The 19,394-nt window shown below is 61.3% G+C and carries 17 protein-coding genes; 9 read left to right on the top strand and 8 right to left on the bottom strand.

Features of this window, described 5'->3' with window-relative positions; translation table 11 throughout:
* Window positions 1–232 precede the first annotated feature (232 nt).
* From CJ178_RS18950 to CJ178_RS18940, 3 genes are read left to right on the top strand one after another with little or no spacing between them, the layout of a single operon-like run.
* Window positions 233–694, top strand: a complete 462-nt coding sequence (locus tag CJ178_RS18950; RefSeq protein ID WP_179300776.1) for a hypothetical protein — start codon at window positions 233–235, stop codon at window positions 692–694.
* A complete protein-coding gene (locus tag CJ178_RS18945; RefSeq protein ID WP_239654644.1) occupies window positions 691–2,340 on the top strand; it encodes a N,N-dimethylformamidase beta subunit family domain-containing protein in 1,650 nt (549 codons plus the stop codon). Before CJ178_RS18950 ends, CJ178_RS18945 begins: the two co-directional genes overlap by 4 nt.
* Entirely contained in the window at window positions 2,306–2,524 is a 219-nt protein-coding gene (locus CJ178_RS18940) for a cupin domain-containing protein (protein ID WP_239654643.1), read from the top strand. The genes CJ178_RS18945 and CJ178_RS18940 overlap by 35 nt, the downstream gene beginning before the upstream one ends.
* A gap of 51 nt (window positions 2,525–2,575) precedes the next feature.
* Here CJ178_RS18940 and CJ178_RS18935 read toward each other — a convergent pair whose 3' ends face one another.
* Entirely contained in the window at window positions 2,576–3,229 is a 654-nt protein-coding gene (locus CJ178_RS18935; RefSeq protein WP_095888044.1) for a nucleoside/nucleotide kinase family protein, read from the bottom strand.
* A 273-nt stretch (window positions 3,230–3,502) separates the two neighbouring features.
* Between CJ178_RS18935 and CJ178_RS18930 the strand changes: the two genes are divergently transcribed.
* The 3 genes from CJ178_RS18930 to CJ178_RS18920 all read left to right on the top strand — a co-directional run bounded on the left by CJ178_RS18930 (window position 3,503) and on the right by CJ178_RS18920 (window position 8,210).
* Window positions 3,503–5,212 carry a pentapeptide repeat-containing protein gene (locus CJ178_RS18930; RefSeq protein WP_095887377.1) on the top strand — a complete coding sequence of 570 codons (1,710 nt, stop codon included), beginning with the start codon at window positions 3,503–3,505 and terminating at the stop codon, window positions 5,210–5,212.
* Window positions 5,213–5,418: 206 nt separating this feature from the next.
* On the top strand, window positions 5,419–6,972 hold the full coding sequence (locus CJ178_RS18925) for an acetyl-CoA hydrolase/transferase family protein (RefSeq protein ID WP_095887376.1): 1,554 nt from the start codon (window positions 5,419–5,421) through the stop codon (window positions 6,970–6,972).
* A gap of 26 nt (window positions 6,973–6,998) precedes the next feature.
* Window positions 6,999–8,210 carry a PucR family transcriptional regulator gene (locus tag CJ178_RS18920; RefSeq protein ID WP_033233688.1) on the top strand — a complete coding sequence of 404 codons (1,212 nt, stop codon included), beginning with the start codon at window positions 6,999–7,001 and terminating at the stop codon, window positions 8,208–8,210.
* A gap of 6 nt (window positions 8,211–8,216) precedes the next feature.
* Here the strand turns inward: CJ178_RS18920 and CJ178_RS18915 are convergent, their stop codons facing one another.
* A complete protein-coding gene (locus CJ178_RS18915) occupies window positions 8,217–8,564 on the bottom strand; it encodes a hypothetical protein (protein WP_095887375.1) in 348 nt (115 codons plus the stop codon).
* Between the two features lie 237 nt (window positions 8,565–8,801).
* Here CJ178_RS18915 and CJ178_RS18910 point away from each other — a divergent pair, with 237 nt between their 5' ends.
* Complete coding sequence (locus CJ178_RS18910) at window positions 8,802–9,887, top strand: TerC family protein (RefSeq protein ID WP_033233687.1); 1,086 nt, start codon at window positions 8,802–8,804, stop codon at window positions 9,885–9,887.
* Between the two features lie 293 nt (window positions 9,888–10,180).
* Window positions 10,181–10,762 carry a PadR family transcriptional regulator gene (locus CJ178_RS18905; RefSeq protein ID WP_080711699.1) on the top strand — a complete coding sequence of 194 codons (582 nt, stop codon included), beginning with the start codon at window positions 10,181–10,183 and terminating at the stop codon, window positions 10,760–10,762.
* A gap of 69 nt (window positions 10,763–10,831) precedes the next feature.
* On the opposite strand, the gene CJ178_RS18900 is transcribed toward CJ178_RS18905, so the two are convergent.
* From CJ178_RS18900 to CJ178_RS18880, 5 genes are all read right to left on the bottom strand, one after another.
* Window positions 10,832–11,179 carry a hypothetical protein gene (locus tag CJ178_RS18900; RefSeq protein WP_095887374.1) on the bottom strand — a complete coding sequence of 116 codons (348 nt, stop codon included), beginning with the start codon at window positions 11,177–11,179 and terminating at the stop codon, window positions 10,832–10,834.
* Between the two features lie 45 nt (window positions 11,180–11,224).
* Window positions 11,225–12,736, bottom strand: coding sequence for an MFS transporter (locus tag CJ178_RS18895; RefSeq protein WP_257013256.1), 1,512 nt, complete (start codon window positions 12,734–12,736; stop codon window positions 11,225–11,227).
* Window positions 12,737–12,856: 120 nt separating this feature from the next.
* Window positions 12,857–13,966 carry an NAD(P)-dependent alcohol dehydrogenase gene (locus tag CJ178_RS18890; protein WP_095887372.1) on the bottom strand — a complete coding sequence of 370 codons (1,110 nt, stop codon included), beginning with the start codon at window positions 13,964–13,966 and terminating at the stop codon, window positions 12,857–12,859.
* 23 nt (window positions 13,967–13,989) lie between these two features.
* Window positions 13,990–15,453 (bottom strand): aldehyde dehydrogenase family protein, encoded by a 1,464-nt coding sequence (locus tag CJ178_RS18885; protein WP_095887371.1) that lies wholly within the window; start codon window positions 15,451–15,453, stop codon window positions 13,990–13,992.
* A 93-nt stretch (window positions 15,454–15,546) separates the two neighbouring features.
* Entirely contained in the window at window positions 15,547–16,437 is an 891-nt protein-coding gene (locus CJ178_RS18880; protein WP_045065541.1) for a LysR family transcriptional regulator, read from the bottom strand.
* Between the two features lie 123 nt (window positions 16,438–16,560).
* Between CJ178_RS18880 and CJ178_RS18875 the strand changes: the two genes are divergently transcribed.
* Window positions 16,561–17,931 carry an NAD(P)/FAD-dependent oxidoreductase gene (locus tag CJ178_RS18875; RefSeq protein WP_045065538.1) on the top strand — a complete coding sequence of 457 codons (1,371 nt, stop codon included), beginning with the start codon at window positions 16,561–16,563 and terminating at the stop codon, window positions 17,929–17,931.
* 46 nt (window positions 17,932–17,977) lie between these two features.
* Here the strand turns inward: CJ178_RS18875 and CJ178_RS18870 are convergent, their stop codons facing one another.
* On the bottom strand, window positions 17,978–19,300 hold the full coding sequence (locus CJ178_RS18870) for a ClC family H(+)/Cl(-) exchange transporter (RefSeq protein WP_095887370.1): 1,323 nt from the start codon (window positions 19,298–19,300) through the stop codon (window positions 17,978–17,980).
* Window positions 19,301–19,394: the final 94 nt, after the last annotated feature.

The following is a 19,394-nucleotide window of genomic DNA, read 5'->3' as shown; positions in this document are numbered from 1 at the left end:
GGTTTCTACTACAGGTTAACGCCCAATCGTTTCGGCAAGGCAAAAGAAGGCAAGCCTAGTGGACGGTCGTCTAGTGACATTCGAGTGCAGAATCGTTTCATCACAGCTATTGACACTGAAGAAACGATTCGGCACGCTCGTGGAACGTCGGCACAACGTCGAACCAATTCGGATGAACCCGACGCACTCGTTTCAGCCAAGCGCATATTGCGATAACGCACGGAGTCATTGCATGACCGACAAAACCGACCTGCGGCCAACGGGTACAAGTCCCGCCACGCATCCGCCTCGAGCTCCTCATGACCTTTGCTCGGGCACTACCAACAGCGCCTACATCGCGGAGGGGTTCGGCGCGGGATCTTCGGTAGTGGCCTATGTCGGCGATCTCGGTGGCCAGATCGGTTTTGTTGTCGCCTGCGGTATTTTCACGTCGTCCACGCTCGACAACCTTTTCGATATCTCGATACCGATTTCTACAGGCGCGCTGATGGTTGCCGTTCTGGTCACGGCCGTGGGATATAGCCGAGTGGACATCAGCGAGAAGGTCCGCCTGGCACTTGGCATGGGCACTATGGCGGGCTTGTCCACTGTTCATAATCTGTGGTTCGCAACACCACTGCTCGCTGCATTCGTGGTGGGGGCTCTTCGGCGCCTGGGGGTCCGTAACCACTCGATCGAAGTGCTGTCGGTATGAGCGAACACCCATGGTCGGTCCCCGGCGGTTTGGTCGAACGGCCGGGATTGCTTTCGGGAGAGCCGGAGATCTGGGTGTACGCAGACAAGTTCTCGTACTTCGCCGGCGAGACCGTCTCCCTTCGAGTCCACACCACCGCAGACCAATACGACCTCGAGATCGTGCGAGACGGCGCACGGCCCCATAGCATCGTCAAGTACATCGGTCTGCCCGGAAAGCAGCAGGCGACGCCCGCGGACGCCTATGCAGTCGGCTGCGGATGGTCTGAGTCCCTCGCGTTCACAGTCGCCTCGAATTGGTCCTCGGGAATGTATTTGATTCTCGTACGGATGCGTCACGAAGGCATCGTCGTCGAGCGTGAAGGCTTTTTCATCGTCCGTTCGCGGGACGCCGCGCTGGCCGACCTGGTTCTCATTCACACGACGAGCACGATGTTGGCTTACAACGACTGGGGCGGGGCCAATCACTACCGCGGTGTTCCGGACGGTTCCGGCGACGTGCCGACACCGATTTCCTCGACGCAACGCCCCATCGCGCGAGGAATGCTGCGTAAACCTGAAGGTGCAGCGCGCAATATTCACACCGATACTCCCGGAGTGGGCTGGGTTCCGAGACACCCACCCTACGAGTGGGCCTGGGTGAACGGCTATTCGCGTCATCACGCCGATGCTTTTTGGGCGACGTACGAACGGCCGTTCACGGTGTGGGCGGAAGAGCAAGGTTTCCGCGTGCATCACATAACCCAGCATGATCTACACGAAGATCCTTCAGCACTGCAGGGATATTCGTGTGCGGTAGTCGTCGGTCACGATGAGTACTGGTCATGGGAAATGCGCGACCGAATCGACGAGTTCGTTGACGGCGGAGGAGGTTTGGCGCGATTTGGCGGCAACTTCCTCTGGCAGGTCCGCATCGAGGGCGATGCACAGGTCTGTTACAAGAATCCGTTCGATGATCCGATGCGTGAGGTTGATCCGACGCGGGTGACAACGGCATGGGATTCGCCCGAAGTTGCCCGACCGGGAGCGTGGACGATGGGTTTGACCGGTATGGCTGGTGTCTACAACCGTTATGGCGCAACGACTCCCCGGTCCTCCGGCGGGTTCACGGTGTACCGGCCGGACCATTGGGCACTGAACGGAACCGACCTGTATTACGGCGACAACTTCGGGATCGCCCCGATCTGTGTGGCCGGATTCGAGATGGATGGAGTGGATTACACGTTCACGAAGGGGCAGCCCTCCGCCACCGGGGTTGACGGTGCTCCCGAGGATCTGCAAATCATCGCGATGGCGCCGGCGGTATCGGGTTCACGGGACAATTGGAACGGCGCGGTTCCCATCGGTGCACCTTTTGCCGAGGTGCGGGGCATTATCGAATGCTTCTACGGGAGTGAGCCGCCCGAGCACCTTCGTGATCTCGAATACGGATCGGGAATGATCGCGTGCCACCAGCGAGGTTTCGGAACGGTGTTCAACGCTGGTTCTACCGAATGGGTGAATGGACTGATTCACCACGATCCGTTCACCGAGAAGATCACCTCAAATGTACTGAATCTATTTGCTGCACAAATCTCGAGCTTCAACGCGGGGGAAACTGACACGAGAGTCGATGACATTCGAACATTCGGCCCCGGTCAACTGTGATCCCTACCCGTACGACGAAGTAAGCAACATGGTCAGCGGCCGCGTGGCACTTGTCGATCTCGACCGACACCATCGCGAATTCGCTTCTGGTGACGCATTTGTGCCGAAGTCGTTTGGCGGCACGTGGGAGAACGTCGAACCGTCCCAGAAGTACTTCGTCGCTGTTCCTGGAGCGCGTTCATGAGCGTTGCCTCGTCGCATGGGCGTTATGGCGATCCTAAGGCCAAAGCTCCCATCACGGGCTCTCTGACGGCTCGATCCTGACAATCAGGTCCGCCCGCACCCGAACTGCCTCGACAGCAACGGCATTCGGTTGATCCACCTCGTGTACCCACGCCGCAGCCGCTTCGGAACTCCTTCCGAAGCGGCTGTGTCGTGTCACCAGTCTTTCCGTGCGAGTTTCTTCCGGAACGTCGAGATACCACACGGCGTCGAGTGACGCGCGGACGTCGGGCCAGGCTCCGGTCTCGAAGAGAAGGTAGTTGCCTTCCGTGACAATCAGTGGAGTCTCCGGGGTGACAGGCACCGCGCTGCCGATGGATTCGTCGATCTCGCGATCGAAGATCGGCCCGTAGATCGTGCTGTCCTGCATTCGAAGTCGACGTAGTAGTGCCGCGTACCCGTCGGCGTCGAACGTGTCGGGGGCGCCCTTGCGATCGCGCCTGCCTAGCCTGTCGAGTTCCCGATTGGCGAGATGGAAGCCGTCCATCTCGACGATGGCGCATCGAGAACCCAGCTTTCGCGCGATGGTCTGGGATGCCGTCGATTTTCCGGCTCCAGGTGCTCCCGTGATGCCGAGGATGTACCGACGGTTGTCGGCAATCAGTGAAGCAGCGCGTGAGGCAAGCTGGTCGAGCGTCAGCGAGACGGTCGGCGGTGAGGTCCTCACGTGTTGCTCCATTCGGTCGGGATGTCGGTTTCAGAAGACGGCTGCACGATGCCTTCGATTGCGCTTCGGCCCATTGTCCAACGGCGGATGATCTTCGACTGGTTATCTGAACTCGCCCCTCGGTTGGGCGTTTCCGGCCACTTAGTACCCGAGGCCTAAAGTGGCCACTCTTTTTGGGTGTTTCATGCCCTGATATCCGTTACGTTTTCCAGGTGGTTACTGCTGTGGTGCCATGCCGCACGGTGCGGAGACCCAGAGTGTGAAGGCCGATAGATGACGATTCTCAATTCTCGCTCTGGGCGGACTCGTCCTCGTTGCGGTCGCATTGTCGCTGCGTTCGGTGGTGTTGTTCTCGCAACGGCCTCGCTCGTGACTGCTGGTGCCGGCTTCGCTGCCGCCGAAACAGTCGCTGAAACCCTCAACCGTGCATGCGTCCGCTATGTCCCGAACCCCGATCCTGTTGAAGGCATAGTGTCCGACTGCGCCGGCGCGAACCTACAGAAGGCGAACCTGGCCGGCGCGAACCTGATCGGCGCGGACCTGGCCGGTGCGACACTGACAAACGCAATCCTGACCGCCGCGGACTTGAGCTACGCGACACTGGAGCAGGCCAACCTGACCGACGCGGATCTGACCGGCGCGGACGTGAGCGACGCGCAAATGACGGGTGTGAACCTGACCCGCGCGATCCTGATCGACGCATCCTTGAGCAACACTTTCATGAGCTACGGAACCCTGACCGACGCGAACCTGACCGGCGCGAACATGTACGGCGCAAATGTGTGGGAGGCCGATCTGACCAGAGCGAACCTGACCGAGGTGTATCTGTACTCCGCCACGATGGTCCACGCGAACCTGACTGACGCGGACCTGACCGACGCAGACCTGAGCCTTTCGTATCTGTACGGCGCGAACCTGACCGGAACGAGAGCAATACCCTCGGATGTTCAGGTGACCGCCTCGTCACCTGCCGATGCTGCCGTCACAATTCCCTCACCCCTGGGCGTTCGGGGAGTGGGGCTCGGCGAATGCACCCGACCGACCGATATTGCGGTCTCGATCGGCACCCCGACCACCTTCCCCGTCGGAACTACAACCGTCACGTGCACCGCCGGAAACACCCTTGCGTCCGGTTCGGGGACCGTTACGGTCACCGTCAACCCGTATACCGCAGCTCCCGGGTTCGCCGCCTCCGCGCCCGTCACGTTGTCGGGGACTGTGGGCACCGAACTCCCACATACCTTCACCGCCACCGGAACACCCGCCCCGCAGATCACCGTCACCGTCGGGGCCCTTCCCGACGGCCTCACCCTGACCTCCGCCGGTGTCCTGACCGGAGCACCTACCGCCCCCGGACCGATCAACTTCACCATCACCGCCGACAACGGCGTCGGAACCCCGGCCACGTTGCAGGTCAACGGAACCATCACCGCCGCAACGCAAACCCCGGCCCAGATCATCGCCGGCGCGTGCGGGAACTACGTCGCCAACCCCACCGCCGGCAACTCCACCGACTGCTCCGGAAAAAACCTCGCCGGAACGGACCTCACCGGCGTCAACCTGACCGGCGCAAACCTGACCGGAACGGATCTCGCGGGCACGAACCTGACCGGCGCGGGCCTCTACCACGCGGATCTGACCGGCGCAGACCTCACCGGCGCGAACCTCACCGGGGTGACCCTGACAGGTGCGAACCTGACCGGTACATCGGCACTACCGTCCGACATCACCGTCCCCGCCACATCCAATGACGGCGCCCCCGCAACTTGGGCGGTTCCCGCGATGCCCACCGGGCTGACTTTCGGCACCTGCACTCCCGCCTCCGGAACCGTGTTTCCGGTCGGGGCCACCTCCGTCACCTGCACCGTCACCAGCGTGAGCGGCGACGTCCTGACAACAGGTACAGGTACCTTCACCGTCACTACGACACCGGTCGTCGACCCACCCGTCACCGGATCCCTCGGCTCGATCTTCGGTAGCTGACCTTCCCGGCCGAACGCACTCGATCGGTGCGCACATGCTCAACGACGTTGTCCGTCAACTCTTTCGTGGGGTCGGAGGGCAACGTGGTTTCGGGGACTGTGGGTACGGGCCGCGTCGACTATCGATCGCGGCCATATCACGTTGAATCAAATCTGTCTCGGTAATCCGAATATTTGACCTTGGCAGGCTGTGTTTATCCTGTTGGCGTGACTTCCTCATTGGGTGAGCCCGGGCACACAACGGCCCCCGGACGTATTCGCAGCACAGCTTTTGCTTCCAAAGTGATGTCCGCAGCGGAAGCGGTGAAGTTCATTCACCCCGGCGATACCGTCGCGATCAGCGGTTTTGCCAGCGCCGGCACACCCAAGGTCATCGTTCCTGCCCTGGCGGAGCGGATTCACCACACCCGCGGGGAGGGGTCGAACTTCACGATCAACCTCCTGACCGGCGCCTCGGTCTCCACCGAGACCGAGCGCCTACTCGCCGAGGTCGACGGCATCGCGTTGCGCATGCCGTATCAGTCCGAGGCGACAGCCCGTAAGCGGATCAACGACGGCCGGATGGACTACGTCGACATTCACCTCTCGCACGTTGCCCAGCAGGTCTGGGAGGGCTACTACGGCAAGGTCGACGTGGCAGTTGTCGAGGTCGCCGGAATCACCGCGTCGGGTGAGCTCATCCCCGCCGCATCGATCGGCAACAACAAAACCTGGCTCGATGTTGCCGACAGAGTCATTCTCGAGGTCAATTCGTGGGTGCCCGAGGCTATGGAAGGCATGCATGACGTGTACTACGGCACTGCCCTCCCTCCTCACCGCAAGCCGCTCGAGATCATTCGTGTCGAGGACCGGATCGGTCAGACGACGTTCCGGGTCGACCCCGCCAAGGTAGTTGCCGTCGTCGAGACCAACTGCCGCGACAGTGCGAGCCCCCTGTCTGCACCCGACGCCGTCAGTGAGGCGATCGCCGGCCACGTCCTGGAGTTCTTCGACTTCGAGGTGCGTGCTGGACGGATGCCGGCGGATACCTTGCTTCCGCTGCAGGCGGGCATCGGCAATGTCGCAAACGCGGTGCTCGGCGGTCTCGATCGGGGGCCGTATCGCGGCCTGACCTGCTACTCCGAGGTCATCCAGGACGGGATGCTCAAGCTGATCAAGGACGGAACCGTCGCGCATGCGTCGTCGACGGCTTTGGCGCTCACCGAAGAAGGCATCGAAGAACTGACCGCGAACGTCGATTTCTACCGCGAACACATCACGTTGCGTCCGCAGGAGATCAGCAACCATCCCGAGGTGATCCGCCGGCTCGGCGTCATCGCGATGAACGGCATGCTCGAGGCCGATATCTACGGCAACGTGAACTCGACCCACGTCATGGGCACGAAGATCATGAACGGAATCGGCGGTTCCGGCGACTTCACTCGCAACGGCTACGTCTCGATGTTCCTGAGCCCGTCGACAGCTCGGGGTGGCGCGATTTCTGCGATCGTCCCGATGGTGCCGCACGTCGACCACACCGAACACGACACCCAGGTGCTTGTCACGGAGCAAGGCCTGGCTGATCTGCGTGGGCTGTCGCCGCGACGTCGTGCCCGCCTGGTCATCGACAAGTGTGCGCACCCCGAATTCCGTCCGCTGCTGCATGACTACGTCGCCCGCGCCGACGCGCAGCCGGGCGCGGGTCAGACTCCGCACATACTGGGTGAGGCTTTCTCGTTCCATCAGCGCTACATCGATACGGGCTCGATGCATCTGTCCTGACGCCCGCGCAGTGAGAGAATGCGGGAGTGAACGGAACCGGTGTACCCGCAGATGTGCTTCGACGGGTTGCAGTAGCGGGAGCAGACGACGCCGGTGGATTGCCGATCGAACTTCTCGGCGATTTCCTCGATGTGATCAGTTCAGCCGTCTGTGACGGTAAACCGCTGCAGCGGAGGCAACTTCACCGATTCCGGAGCCGTGGCGAGGACGCGGCCGAGCAAGGTGTTGCGTTACGTGCGTTGCTTGATCTGTACCTCTCGTCTGCCTGGCGCCTGTGGCGTGAGCTTCCCGCTGTCATTGCAGCGCAATCGGATCCGAACGCGGTAGTGGCAGCCGGCGAGGTGATGCTCCGGGCTGTCGACGACGCCGTCGCGGAACTGACGGAGGGGTTTCAGCTGGCGCAGCGCTCGCTCGTGCGTTCGCAAGTATCCGCGCGCCGCGAATTTGTGGACGATTTGTTGACCGGTGGCGCCGATGTTGTCGGATTGCTCGCTCGCGCTTCGAGTTTCGGGTTGCATTTGTCCGGACCGCATTCGGTGGCAGTCGTGACCGCTGCGCGTGAATTCACCGACGACAATCCTCTGGTCGGCGCTGTCGAGCGTGCAGTGCTCGGCAGTAAAGGTGATGCCGACGCGCTGGTCGCCAGCAAGAGCGGCAAACTCGTCATCGTGTTTGCGGCGCCGGATCGAGATGCAATCGACCATGTGCTTCGCGGAATTCGGTTGGCTCTCGAATCCGGGGCCGACGGCGCCGGACGCGTTCAGTTGCAACGACGCGCCATGGACGTGGCCTGGCAGATTGCGGTCGGACGACCGCGTACAACGGCCGCCGGTGTGGTGGCGTCGTACCGCGAAGCGCTCGACGCACTCGATCTCGCACAGCGGTTGTCGCTCGAGTCGCCGGTAATCGACGCGCGGGATCTGCTGGTCTATCGCGTGCTGGTCAACGACAGGCCGGCGGTCACCGACCTGATTCAGACTCTCCTCACGCCGCTGCTCGAAGCACGTGGGGGAGCAGAGCCGATGGTGGAGACGCTGCTCGCCTACTTCGCGGCGGGAGGGAACACGGCAAAGACGGCCCGGGATCTGCACCTGTCGGTACGGGCGGTGACCTACCGGTTGGATCGCATTCGCGAACTCACCGGCCAGAACGTGAATGATCCCGGCGACGCTTTTGCTCTGCACGCGGCGGTGCTCGGGGCCAAGCTTCTCGATTGGCCCCGAACTCCGCTCACCTGATTGCTCTCAGCTGATGTCGGGCAACCCGGGTAGCGAATAGCCTGATTCGTCGTCCCAGTCGACGGGCGTGTCGTCGAGCGAGACATCCCACTGCGCGTTCGGCAAGGCACGCCTGAGTTCAGTCAGTGCGTTGAACCAGTACACGAGGGACGGGATGATTTCCGTTTCGTCGTTCGAGATCTTGGTGGACCCGTTCAGGACCGTGTTCGGGATGTCCGAGTCGTACAAGTCGAGGACTTCGGCGTCGAAGGGGAACTCGTCGTTGTGCACGGCGATCAGACGCTCGATTTCCGTCCTCTCGTCGGCCGACAACGGTTCAGGGCGAACGGCGGAGTAGTACAACGAGGTGCTCATGCTTGCCAGGCTAGAACACTCGGACAGATTGCCGACATGCATAATCGCGCCAAGATTGCCGTAACTCGGCAATCTCAGCTGCAAAAGTCGTCGACAAATAGACCGTGATGGTTTGAAGTCGGCAAGGAAAACTGGTGAAGACGGTGAAACGGCCGTCGTGATCGAAGTAATCGTCTTCCAGGCAAAGGAGAATCCCGTGACTGAAGTTAACCGTGGCAGTCGGGTAGGTGATCGGCGATGACGGTTCCCGTGTGGGCATGGGCCGCGTTTGCCGCCGTTATCGTCATCATGCTGCTGATCGACCTGCTTGCCCACCGCGGCGCGCACGTCATCGGATTCAAGGAAGCCGCCAGGTGGAGTGCACTCTGGGTCGGTTTGTCGCTGGTGTTCGCGGTGGTTGTCACCCTGACCTTGGGGGTGGACTCAGGTGTCGAATTCACCACGGCCTGGCTGCTGGAGAAGAGCCTCTCCGTTGACAACCTGTTTGTTTTCGCCCTGATCTTCGGTTACTTCAAGGTGCCGCGTGAGTACCAGCACCGCGTGCTGTTCTTCGGTGTCATCGGCGCCCTGATCTTCCGCGGTATCTTCCTCGCCGCTGGTGTCGCGATCGTCAGCAAGTTCACGGCAGTCCTGTTCGTGTTCGCCGCGATCCTGCTCTACAGCGCCTACAAGCTCCTCAAGGACGAGGACGAAAGCTTCGACCCCGGCACGTCGTTCGCGGTTCGCATGTTGCGCAAGATCATGCCGGTTCAGGACGAGTACGTCGGCACCAAGTTCTTCGTGAAGGAAGCCGGAAAGCGCATCGCAACACCGCTGTTCGCGGTTGTCGTAGCCATCGAAGCGGCCGACCTCGTGTTTGCCGTCGACAGTGTCCCGGCAGTTCTGGCAGTGAGCGACGACCCGTTCATCGTGTACTCCAGCAACGCGTTTGCGATCCTGGGTCTTCGTGCTCTGTACTTCCTGCTCTCGGGACTACTCGAGAAGTTCCACTACCTGTCCAAGGGACTGTCGATCATCCTCGCCTTCATCGGCGTGAAGCTGATCATGCAGGCCGGTCACAAGGTGATCAGTACATCCATCCCCGAGATTCCGTCACTGGTCAGCCTCGCCGTGATCATCGTGGTGCTGGCAGGCTCGATCATCTTGAGCCTCAAGAAGCCGTTGCCGGAAAAGCCTGATGCAGAAGAGGTCGTGTCGGGTGACACACCGGTCGAGCTCGAGAAGGCGAGCGGTGACGCCGGCGCCCGGGATTCCGACATCGAGCTCGCAGCCGGCGAGCGCGACGACGATGACGACAAGGTGGATGCCCGTAGTAGGAGCTGATACCGACTGACCGAGAATGAAAGGGAGACCGCACTGTTTGCGGTCTCCCTTTCTCTGCCCGACCTCAGAGTCCAGGGAATTTGTTTGTGGAGTGACCTGAGGCGAAACAGCATTTATCCGTGGTGTATCCGAACTGCGATTGCGGCTTTAGCTGTTAGCACAATATAGAAATCAGTCCACTCGGTGAGGAAGTCGGCGTCAGGTGATTGGCATCTTGTTAGTCTGGCCCGGTGCCTGATCCCGCGACCACGTGTTATCCAGCATTGCCCGCGACAAGTTGGGCAGTGCTGGGAATGCTCACATTCGGTGAAGAACTCAGTGGTAGCGACCTGAAGAAGTGGGCTGATTGGAGCATTGGATTCTATTACTGGAGTCCTTCGGTAAGCCAAATTTACGCCGAGTTGAAGAAGCTGGAAGCACTGGGATTTGTTCGTTCGCGGGAGATTTCCGAATCGGGGCAGCGGAACCGACGAGTCTTCGAGATAACCGAATCCGGTATCGAGGTCGTCAGATTATGGTCACGCGAATCGCCGATCGAAACACCTGTCCTCAAACATGGCGTGATGTTGAGACTGTGGGTGGGTCACCTGAATGACCCCGATCAACTCAAAGCGATAGTGCTGGATCACATTTGTAATCTTCAGGCGAAGAAGCTCGAGGCAATAGAACATGCCGATCATTCCGAGAACGAACCAGGCTGGGCGTTTACCCAGATGAGTTTGCGATGGGTAGGCCGCCATTTTCAGGCGGAGATCGACCTCGCCTCCCAATTGCTCGATGATATCGATGAGGCCGCAGCTCGAATTGCGCAAGGAGACATCGATGCTTTCGGCTTGCCCCGCCCCGTACGCGGCGGCAGGTGGAAGGAGATCTGAGCGCGACGCGTTCCGGCTGACTGCTATTCCGACTGGTCATCGAATTGAAGATGCACGACTCTCGTGACGTTATACATCGGCCAGTGCCTCGACGTCGTCGGCTGCAGCGGCCATGGTGCGACTACGCTCGGAGATGAGTGGATCCATTGCATCCCACCATTGCTTCAGGCTGGTGTCACCGCGGCTCAGGCGAGTCATTGCCCACCAACCGGTGGTTCCGTCGACGGTCCAGGTGATCGTCACGACGTTGGGTTCGCTGTCGGACCACAACGGCGGACTGACAAGTATGTTGTGGAGCGTCAGGCCGCGGCGACTGGCACCAGGCAGGTAGCCGGCACGGAATTCGTCGACAAACTTCTTCCCGCATCCGCGATTCGTGACGATCCGGTCGACCACGTAGAGCGTCTCGCCTGCCATGCCCGCAGGCTACGGTGTACCTAATCCTCTGCGGTACTTTCGATCTCACCTAGCGGGAGGTTGCTCTGGGGTGGCACGTTGCTCCGAAGCTGCAAGGGAACGCGGCGGGCGCAGACCCAGCCACCCCACCAGGCCCACCAGAACGAAGGCGACGGCGGCGGTCGAAAACGTGACAGTGAAGGCGGATTCACTGGGCATCGCAGGCACCCCTTCGGGGAGATTCGCAATTGTCATCGACGCCAGAATCGTTGTCACCACTGCGCTGCCGATGGCACTGCCGGTGGAACGTGAGATCGAGTTGATGCCGTTGGCGATGCCGCTCTGATGATGTGGCACGTTGGACATGATGATGGCGGGCATGGCTGCATAACCGAGGCTGAGGGCGGCGCCGATCACCATGCCTGCACCGATTACCGATGCGGTGTGCGTGTGGTCGAACGCCAGCCATGCGAACGGCAACGCCCCGAGGACCGCGGTGAGCCCCAGGACGAAGCGTGGCCCACGCAGCCTGATGAGTCGACCGCCGATCGGGGCGGCGATCAAGGAAACCAACGCGCCTGGCAGCAAGAATTCGACCGACGCACGCAGAATGCTCGCGTCGAACCCGTAGCCGGTGAGATCGCGGGGAAGTTGGGCGAGATACGAGATCCCGAGGAAGTTTGCGAACATGCCGAAGCCCACCACGACGCCGGCAAGATTTGCCATCAGCACCGGGCGGTGAACGAACATCCGCATGTCGACCAGCGGTTCGTCGACGATCTTCTCGATCCACACCCAGACTGCGAACATCACGATCGAGGCCAGAAAGACGATGATCGTCAAGGGCGAGCGCCAACCCCATTGGTGGCCTTGAGAAATCGACAGCAGAAGCAGAAGTAGTGCTGCTCCCAGACTCAGCGCACCGATGAGGTCCACGCGCCCACCGCTTTTGTGTGTGGTGGGCGGGACCAGGGTGATGACGGCAATCAAGGCCAGCACCGCGAATCCTGTGGCCATCCAGAAGGCGTTGCGGTAGTCGGCGTCGGGGCCGGACGTGAGAAGTCCGGTGGCAACAAGGGCCAGCCCACTGCCGAACGCGAGAGTTCCACTGACCAAGGCCATTGCGCCGGGAAGCCTGTGCGGCCGTAGTTCTTCGCGCAAGACCGAGAGCGCCAGCGGGAAGATCGCGGTTGCAGTTCCCTGGAGAACCCGACCGAGAATGAGCAGTGGCAGATTGTGTGCCAGCGCGGCGACGATCGAACCGATCACCATGACGACAAGAACGCCGACCAGGGTGCGTTTTTTGCCATGCTGATCCCCGTAGCGGCCTAGCAGCGGGGTGAAAACCGCCGCAGACAGCAGCGTGGCCGTTGTCACCCAACTGACGCCGGCGGTCGAGACTCCCAGGTCGGATTGGATCCGCCCGAGAATCGGAACCGGCAACGTCTGCATCATCGAGACGATCATCGCGGCCAAGCTCAGGGCCGCGATGATCACCGCTTCTCGGCGCGGAGAGGGTGCGATGGATTCGACTGCGAAGTTCGCGGCAGCAGTGTTCGTCGTAGCGGTATTCGTCAATGGGTCCTTCTCGGGAACTACAAGAGAAATGTATTTAATGTGGCGAAGTAAATTTCTCTGGATGGTAGGTCCGGGGAATTGATCCCGTCAACGGTTGTGTTCACCGAAGCTCGCTGGGAATCAGTCGAACAGCAAAACCGGCTTGAGCACACTGCCGTTTTTGATGCCCTCAGCGGCTTCGTTGATCTGATCGAACCGGTAGTACTTCACCAGCTTTTCCAAGGGGAAACGCCCCTGCTCGATCAGCGACACCAGCGACGGCAGAAATACCTGCGGCACTGCGTCGCCCTCCGTGACACCGATAAACTTGCGCCCGTTGAGCAGGTAATTTACGTCCACCGCCACAGTGGTTCCGGCTGCGGGAGCGCCGATGGCAGCGACGGTACCCAGCGGAGCGAGGCATTCGATCGCAGCCGCAAGCACCGCGACGTTGCCGGTGGCGTCGATGGCGTAGTCGATGCCTAGACCGCCGCTGATCCGGTCCAGTTCCGCTGCGGCGTCGACGTCCTTCGAATTGATCACATCGGTGGCGCCGAGTTCGCGTGCCAGGTCGAGGCGAGACGGCACGATGTCGATCGCGAAGATGCGCTCCGCACCCGTCAGCTTCGCAGCCATGACTGCCGCCATGCCCACTGCTCCGACACCGAAGATTGCGATGGTCGAGCCGGATTCCGGCTTCAGGATGTTGAGTACCGCTCCTGCACCGGTCTGGATGCCGCATCCGAGCGGAGCGAGTAGACCGAGATCAGCGGTGTCGGAGACCTTCGTGACGCCGCGCTCGTCGGCAAGGGCATATGTGGAGAACGAGGATTGAGCAAAGAAGTGGCCGCTCACGTCTTCGCCGCCTCGCGAGATCGTCGCGGTGCCGTCGGCTCGACTACCGCCGATAAGGTTGCGCGGCAAGAACTCCTGGCAATACGCGGGGTGTGCTGTGCGGCAGTTTCGGCACGTTCCACAACTGGTGAAGGACAGCAGGACCTTGTCACCGGGCTTGACCGAGGTGACGGCGTTGCCCACTTCTTCGACGATGCCCGCTCCCTCGTGGCCCAGAACGCCGGGTAACGGGAAGGGAATGTGGCCGGCTTGAACGCCGAGGTCGGTGCCGCACACACCCGCGGCCACGATGCGGACCAGAACCTCGTCCGCCCGTGGCGTGTCCAGTGTGACGTCGCCGAGGGTGAACGGGTCGCCGATCTTGTCGACGACCGCGGCGCGCGCTGTTTGGGACATGTTGTGCTCCTGAGAAATTCGGATCAGAAGGGGTAGACGGGCAATGTGCTCTGCGCCGTTACCCACTGTGTTTCGGTGAAGGCATCGAGGTTGGCGCCTATGCCGCCGACGCGACCCCCGTTGCCGGAGGACGCCATGCCGCCGAAGGGAATGACAGCCTCGTCGCCGACAGTCTGATCGTTGATGTGCACGAGACCGGTCGGGATCTGCTGGGCGATTTCGAGCCCACGCATGGCGTCGGCGGTCAGAATGCCCAGGGACAGGCCGTATTCGGAGTTGTTGGCGATGGCGATCGCCTGGTCGACGCTCGCGAAGGACGTCACCGGGGCGACGGGACCGAACACCTCGTCGGCAAAGGCGGGGGCTGTGAGTGGCGTATCGGCCAGGACTGTCGGCCGGTAGAAGAGGTCTTCGTAGGTTCCGCCTGCGGCCAGTTTTGCTCCGGCCGCAATGCTTTCGGTGACGAGCGAGTGGATGTGGTCGCGCTGTTTGGCGTCGATGATGGGGCCGAGCGCTACCTGGCCGGTGAAGGGGTCGCCGACCGGAAGTTTCTCGGCGTGCTCGGCGAGGAGTGCAGTGTAATCGGCGACGATGCTCTCGTGTACCAATTGGCGGCCGGTCGTCATGCAGATCTGTCCCTGGTGCATGAATGAGCCGAAAGCGCCTACTGACACTGCTTTTTCGAGGTCGACATCGTCCATCACGATCAGGGCGTTGTTGCCACCTAGTTCGAGATGGGCGCGCTTGAGATGACGTCCGGCCAGTTCGCCGACTGCCCGGCCGGCGCGAGTCGATCCGGTGAAGGCGATGACGCGGATGCTCGGATGAACCACGATGGCCTCACCCGCGTCGGCGCCACCAGGCAGCATGCTGAACACGCCGGCGGGCAAGCCGGCTTCTTCGAAGATGCGGGCGAGGACCACGCCGCCACAGATTGCGGTGCGCGGATCTGGCTTGAGGATCACCGCATTGCCCAGTGCGAGGGCGGGTGCAACCGCGCGGATGGCCAGGATGATCGGAAAGTTGAAAGGCGCGATGACGCCGACAGTTCCGACGGGGACGCGCCGCGAGAAGCTGAGGCGAGGCTGTTCCGAACGCAGAACCTCCCCGACCGGGTGGGCGGCCAGGGCAGCTGCGTTGTAGCACTCCTCAGCGGCGGTGTGGGTTTCCAGCCCGGCCTTGGCCGGAATGCTGCCGGCCTCACGGATTACCCACTCACCGATTTCGTCGGCGTATTGCTCGAACAGGTGACCCGCGCGGCGCAAAACGGCTGCTCGCTCGGTGTACGGCCGTGCTGCCCAGTCTTTCTGGGCCGCGGCGGCCTTCGCGGCTGCGGCAGCGACGTCGTCAGGCGTGGCCATGCCGACGGTGCTGAGCTGATTACCTGTTGCGGGTTCGACAACTATGCGATCTGCGGCCCCGCCGGCGATCCATTCTCCGGCAAAGATCTTCGATTCCCAGACCGGTTCGGTCATCAAACTCGTCATGGTCGCTCCTTGAAAAAGGGGATGCGCCGCTCGGCCGCATCACATGGTTACTCACCACGCTGCTCTGCCAAGGAACTGATGACCACCCAACTTTCACTCAGTGAAAGACGGGTTCATGGAATCTTTGAGTGCCTGAATCAGATCGTTGAATTCCGGCACATGTGTGGCGCCGCTGCGGGTCACGCCGGAAACAGGGATTCGCAAGCGCCCGTGAGCTTCTCGCATGAAGCTGATTCCGGCGCGTGGGGATTCGCCGGCGGTGATCGAGTACAGGAGGGTCCAGGCCTTTGGGTTCGTGATGACGTCCAGCGTGGCGGTGTGATCGCTTGGAATTGCCGGACCCAACTGCACTCGACGCCCGATTTCCCGGAACGCGTCTTCCACGACCTGGTGAATCAAAACCTGGCTTTGGCGAGGTGGCAGCAGCAGCGGATAGGCGGCAAGATCATTCAGATCGACGCTCTGCTGGCCGGCCAATGGGTGGCGACTCGACATGACGATCAGCAGATCTTCGACGCCGAGGTCGATAGGCTCGAGCCCGGGGCGATCGACGCTGCCGCGAATAAGCGCAATGTCTGCATCGCCCGACGCCACGGCGTCCATTCGGTGCGCAAAACTCTTGATCACGAACTCCACGTCGAGGTCCGGATGTCGTTCGCGCACATGGGCAATCGCATCCAGTGTCTGACCGGCAAAACTCATGTTTCCCGTGATGCGGATGCGTGCGCTGGGATCGCGTGCCACCGAGTACGCCATGGTTTCGAGACTGAGAACCTGCTGGGCGATCGGCACCAACCGGGAGCCTGCCGGTGACAGGTGCACCGCCCGGGTGGACCGCTCGAAGAGCGTCGCGCCGAGTTCCTTCTCCAACCGCGCCACCTGATGGCTGATGGCGGATTGGGAGATGAAGCACCGTTCGGCAGCACGGCTGAAGCTCAGTTCCTCGCTGACGACGAGAAAATACTTGAGTTGGCGAAAGTCCATACCGACATCCTACTTATGAGCAAAACAGATAACAGTCTTGCGAATGCTGCAGCTAGCTGGACTGAGCCTATGACCGTTCCATACGGTAATAGTCATACTTTCAATTTGGTTTAGGAGTTTGTGGTGGACAGAACTGCTGCGGGTCGCGCAGATGTGGATGCAACGGGACACGAGAAGACTCAGGTCGTCATCGTCGGATCCGGGTTCGGGGCACTTGCTGCCGCGAAGACGCTCACTAAGTCCAAGACGCCGTTTGTCCTCATCTCCGAGACCACTGAGCACCTCTTTCAACCGCTGCTCTACCAGGTTGCGACCGGCGTGCTCTCGGCCGGCGAAATCGCTCCGCCGATCCGCAACATCCTGCAGAAGTTCCCCGACGCGGATGTTCGTCTCGGACGCGTCGTCGAGGTCAATGCCGAAGACAACACAATCGTGTACGAGGCGTCGGGCCAACGGCACACGCTCGGATATCGCTCATTGATCGCAGCAACAGGAGCAACGCAGGCGTACTTCGGCCGCGACGAGTTTGCCGAGGTCACGTACAAGCTCAAGACCGTCGAAGACGCGGAATTGCTTCGTAAGCAAATCCTGCGCTGCTTCGAAGAGGCTCACACCACCACCGACGCACTCACTCGCAAGAACCTGCTGAGCTTTGTTGTTGTCGGTGCCGGTGCAACGGGTGTCGAGTTGGCCGGTCAGATCAAGGAATTGGCGCGACGCTATTTCGCGATGGCTATCAACAACATCAGTGCAGAAGAAGTCACTGTCACCATGGTCGAAGGCGCCGGCGTTGCACTGCCCGCCTTCGGTGGCAAGCTCAGTGAATACACGCAGAAATCGCTCGAGAAGTCCGGTGTCGAGGTAGTTCTCAACACCATGGTCACCGCCATCGACGAGCATGGCGTCACGGTGTCGTCGATCCCGACCAAGGAAGAGAAGCGTATCGACGCCGAGACCGTCATTTGGTCGGCAGGCGTGCGCGCCAACGACTTTGCCGCAGTTCTCGGAGCCGCAACCGGTTGTGAGAGTGACCGTGCCGGCCGACTCCTCATCAATCCCGACCTCACGGTGGGCGGCTTCGCCAACGTGTATGCCGTCGGCGACATGACCTCGCTCAACGGGTTGCCGGGTCAGTCGCCCGTCGCGATGCAGGGTGGCCGTCACGCTGCCAAGATTGTCAATGGAAAGCGCAAGGCCGGAACGCCTTTCAAGTACATGGACAAGGGCAGCATGTCGATCATCAGCCGATTCAGCGCTGTGGTCCGGGTGGGCAAGAAGATCGAATTCAAGGGCACCATCGCGTGGTTCATGTGGTTGGCCGTGCACGTCATGTACATGGTGGGCTTCCGAAACCGTTATGTCGCAGTGATGTCCTGGTTCGGGTCCTTCATCGGCCACCGTCGCCCGCACTTCCACTACACGCAGGAACCGGTGAAAATCGAGGCTGCTCCACCGGTGCTCGAAAAGGAACCCGAGTTGGCGCACTCCGCCTGATTCTCGCGGCTGCCCGGTAATGCAGGTTCTTCCAACGCCCACTTCGCTACGCGCGAGGTGGGCGTTGGCCTTGCAGCATCCGTTCGCGCAAACTGTCGTAAATAGGTGCTGACCCGGCCAATGTCGCGACGACGACTGCGGCAGCGGTGGCGGCGAGCATCGGAACCAGCACCGAAGTGACGGCTGTCATTTCCACGACGATCACAATGCCGGTGAACGGCGCCCGCACCACAGCGCCGAAGAACGCGGCCATACCGACCATCGCCATCGCGACGGTAACTCCGGCGTCGACGCCGGGGATGAAGCTTGCCAGCCCGGCAAACAACGAACCCCAGAGCGCGCCGAGGGCGAGTAGCGGAGCAAAAAGGCCTCCGGGAGTTCCTGCGGCGTAGGACAGCGGGCCGGTGAAGAATCGAACAACCAAGTACAGCAGCAGAATCGGCATGACGAAGGTGCGCCCACCGACAAGTATCTGCGAGACTGTATCGCCGCCGCCGGCAACCAGCGGGTTGAGAAACAGAACGACGCCGATGACGGCACCGATCATCGCTCCGATGACGGTCGGCGGAATACGACGATGGCGCGCAACAAGATCGAGCATGCCCAGAATCAGGCGGTTGTAGACAATCCCCAGTATCCCGGTGAGCAGTCCGAAGACGACAAACAGCGGTAGGAGTGCAATCTGTGGGCTTGGGACGGTGCCGGCCGCGAAGTCAGGCCGATCACCTATCACCAGCCGTGAGCATGCCACTGCCACCGCTACGCCGAACAAGGTGGGAAGGACTGTGCGGAGCCGGAACGATTTGGTGACTTCCTCGCAGACGAACAAAGCGCCACCGATGGGCGCGTTGAATGCCACGGCAAGTCCGGCTCCGGCAGTGGATGTTTGAAGCAGTCGCACATCCGGTACCGAAAGCCGGGCTCGCCGACCTGCTTCTGCTCCGATCGCCGCACCCATATGCACGGTGGGCCCTTCGCGACCGAGCACGAGTCCCGAACCGATCGCCAGTAGGCCGCCCACAAATCTTGCGGGCACGAGGACAAGACGTGGAGGTTGTGCCTCGCCGCGGAAGACGGCTTCCACATGCTGGATACCGCTTCCCGCTGCCAGCGGCACGCGTTGCACGATCATGACGGCAAGCGCTGTGCACAACGCCACCAGTGCAACAGGGACAAGCCAGCCGACATAGGGAATCCCATGTGACCATTCCAGAATCGCCTCGCGCAGACTGTCCGCCCTGTGCAGGCACCACCGGAACGCTCCACCGACGAAGCCGACACAAGCTCCGGCGACGATCGCGAGCAGGCATAGCAGCACCAACCCGCGGCTGGCTTCACGCGGTTCGTCGCCGATATCGTCCGCGGTCATCGTGGTCAGTCCTACCTGACGGTCACAACTCTCGAAACGTGAATTGCGTGGAACATGCGTCGTGTGAACGGTAACGCATGTGCGCTGGCAGCCT

It is taken from the genome of Rhodococcus sp. ACPA4, assembly GCF_002300185.1.
GTDB classification, from domain to species: Bacteria; Actinomycetota; Actinomycetes; order Mycobacteriales; family Mycobacteriaceae; genus Rhodococcus_F; species Rhodococcus_F globerula.
This window is presented reverse-complemented; position numbering and strand designations above follow the sequence as displayed.

What these genes read in the sequence shown, in the direction of transcription:
- CJ178_RS18950 (WP_179300776.1), top strand. Translation starts at nt 233, where the DNA reads ATGACCGACAAAACCGACCTGCGGCCAACGGGTACAAGTCCCGCCACG.
- CJ178_RS18945 (WP_239654644.1), top strand. Translation starts at nt 691, where the DNA reads ATGAGCGAACACCCATGGTCGGTCCCCGGCGGTTTGGTCGAACGGCCG.
- CJ178_RS18940 (WP_239654643.1), top strand. Translation starts at nt 2,306, where the DNA reads ATGACATTCGAACATTCGGCCCCGGTCAACTGTGATCCCTACCCGTAC.
- CJ178_RS18930 (WP_095887377.1), top strand. Translation starts at nt 3,503, where the DNA reads ATGACGATTCTCAATTCTCGCTCTGGGCGGACTCGTCCTCGTTGCGGT.
- CJ178_RS18915 (WP_095887375.1), bottom strand. Translation starts at nt 8,564, where the DNA reads ATGAGCACCTCGTTGTACTACTCCGCCGTTCGCCCTGAACCGTTGTCG.
- CJ178_RS18910 (WP_033233687.1), top strand. Translation starts at nt 8,802, where the DNA reads ATGACGGTTCCCGTGTGGGCATGGGCCGCGTTTGCCGCCGTTATCGTC.
- CJ178_RS18905 (WP_080711699.1), top strand. Translation starts at nt 10,181, where the DNA reads ATGCTCACATTCGGTGAAGAACTCAGTGGTAGCGACCTGAAGAAGTGG.
- CJ178_RS18900 (WP_095887374.1), bottom strand. Translation starts at nt 11,179, where the DNA reads ATGGCAGGCGAGACGCTCTACGTGGTCGACCGGATCGTCACGAATCGC.
- CJ178_RS18890 (WP_095887372.1), bottom strand. Translation starts at nt 13,966, where the DNA reads ATGTCCCAAACAGCGCGCGCCGCGGTCGTCGACAAGATCGGCGACCCG.
- CJ178_RS18885 (WP_095887371.1), bottom strand. Translation starts at nt 15,453, where the DNA reads ATGACGAGTTTGATGACCGAACCGGTCTGGGAATCGAAGATCTTTGCC.
- CJ178_RS18880 (WP_045065541.1), bottom strand. Translation starts at nt 16,437, where the DNA reads ATGGACTTTCGCCAACTCAAGTATTTTCTCGTCGTCAGCGAGGAACTG.
- CJ178_RS18870 (WP_095887370.1), bottom strand. Translation starts at nt 19,300, where the DNA reads ATGACCGCGGACGATATCGGCGACGAACCGCGTGAAGCCAGCCGCGGG.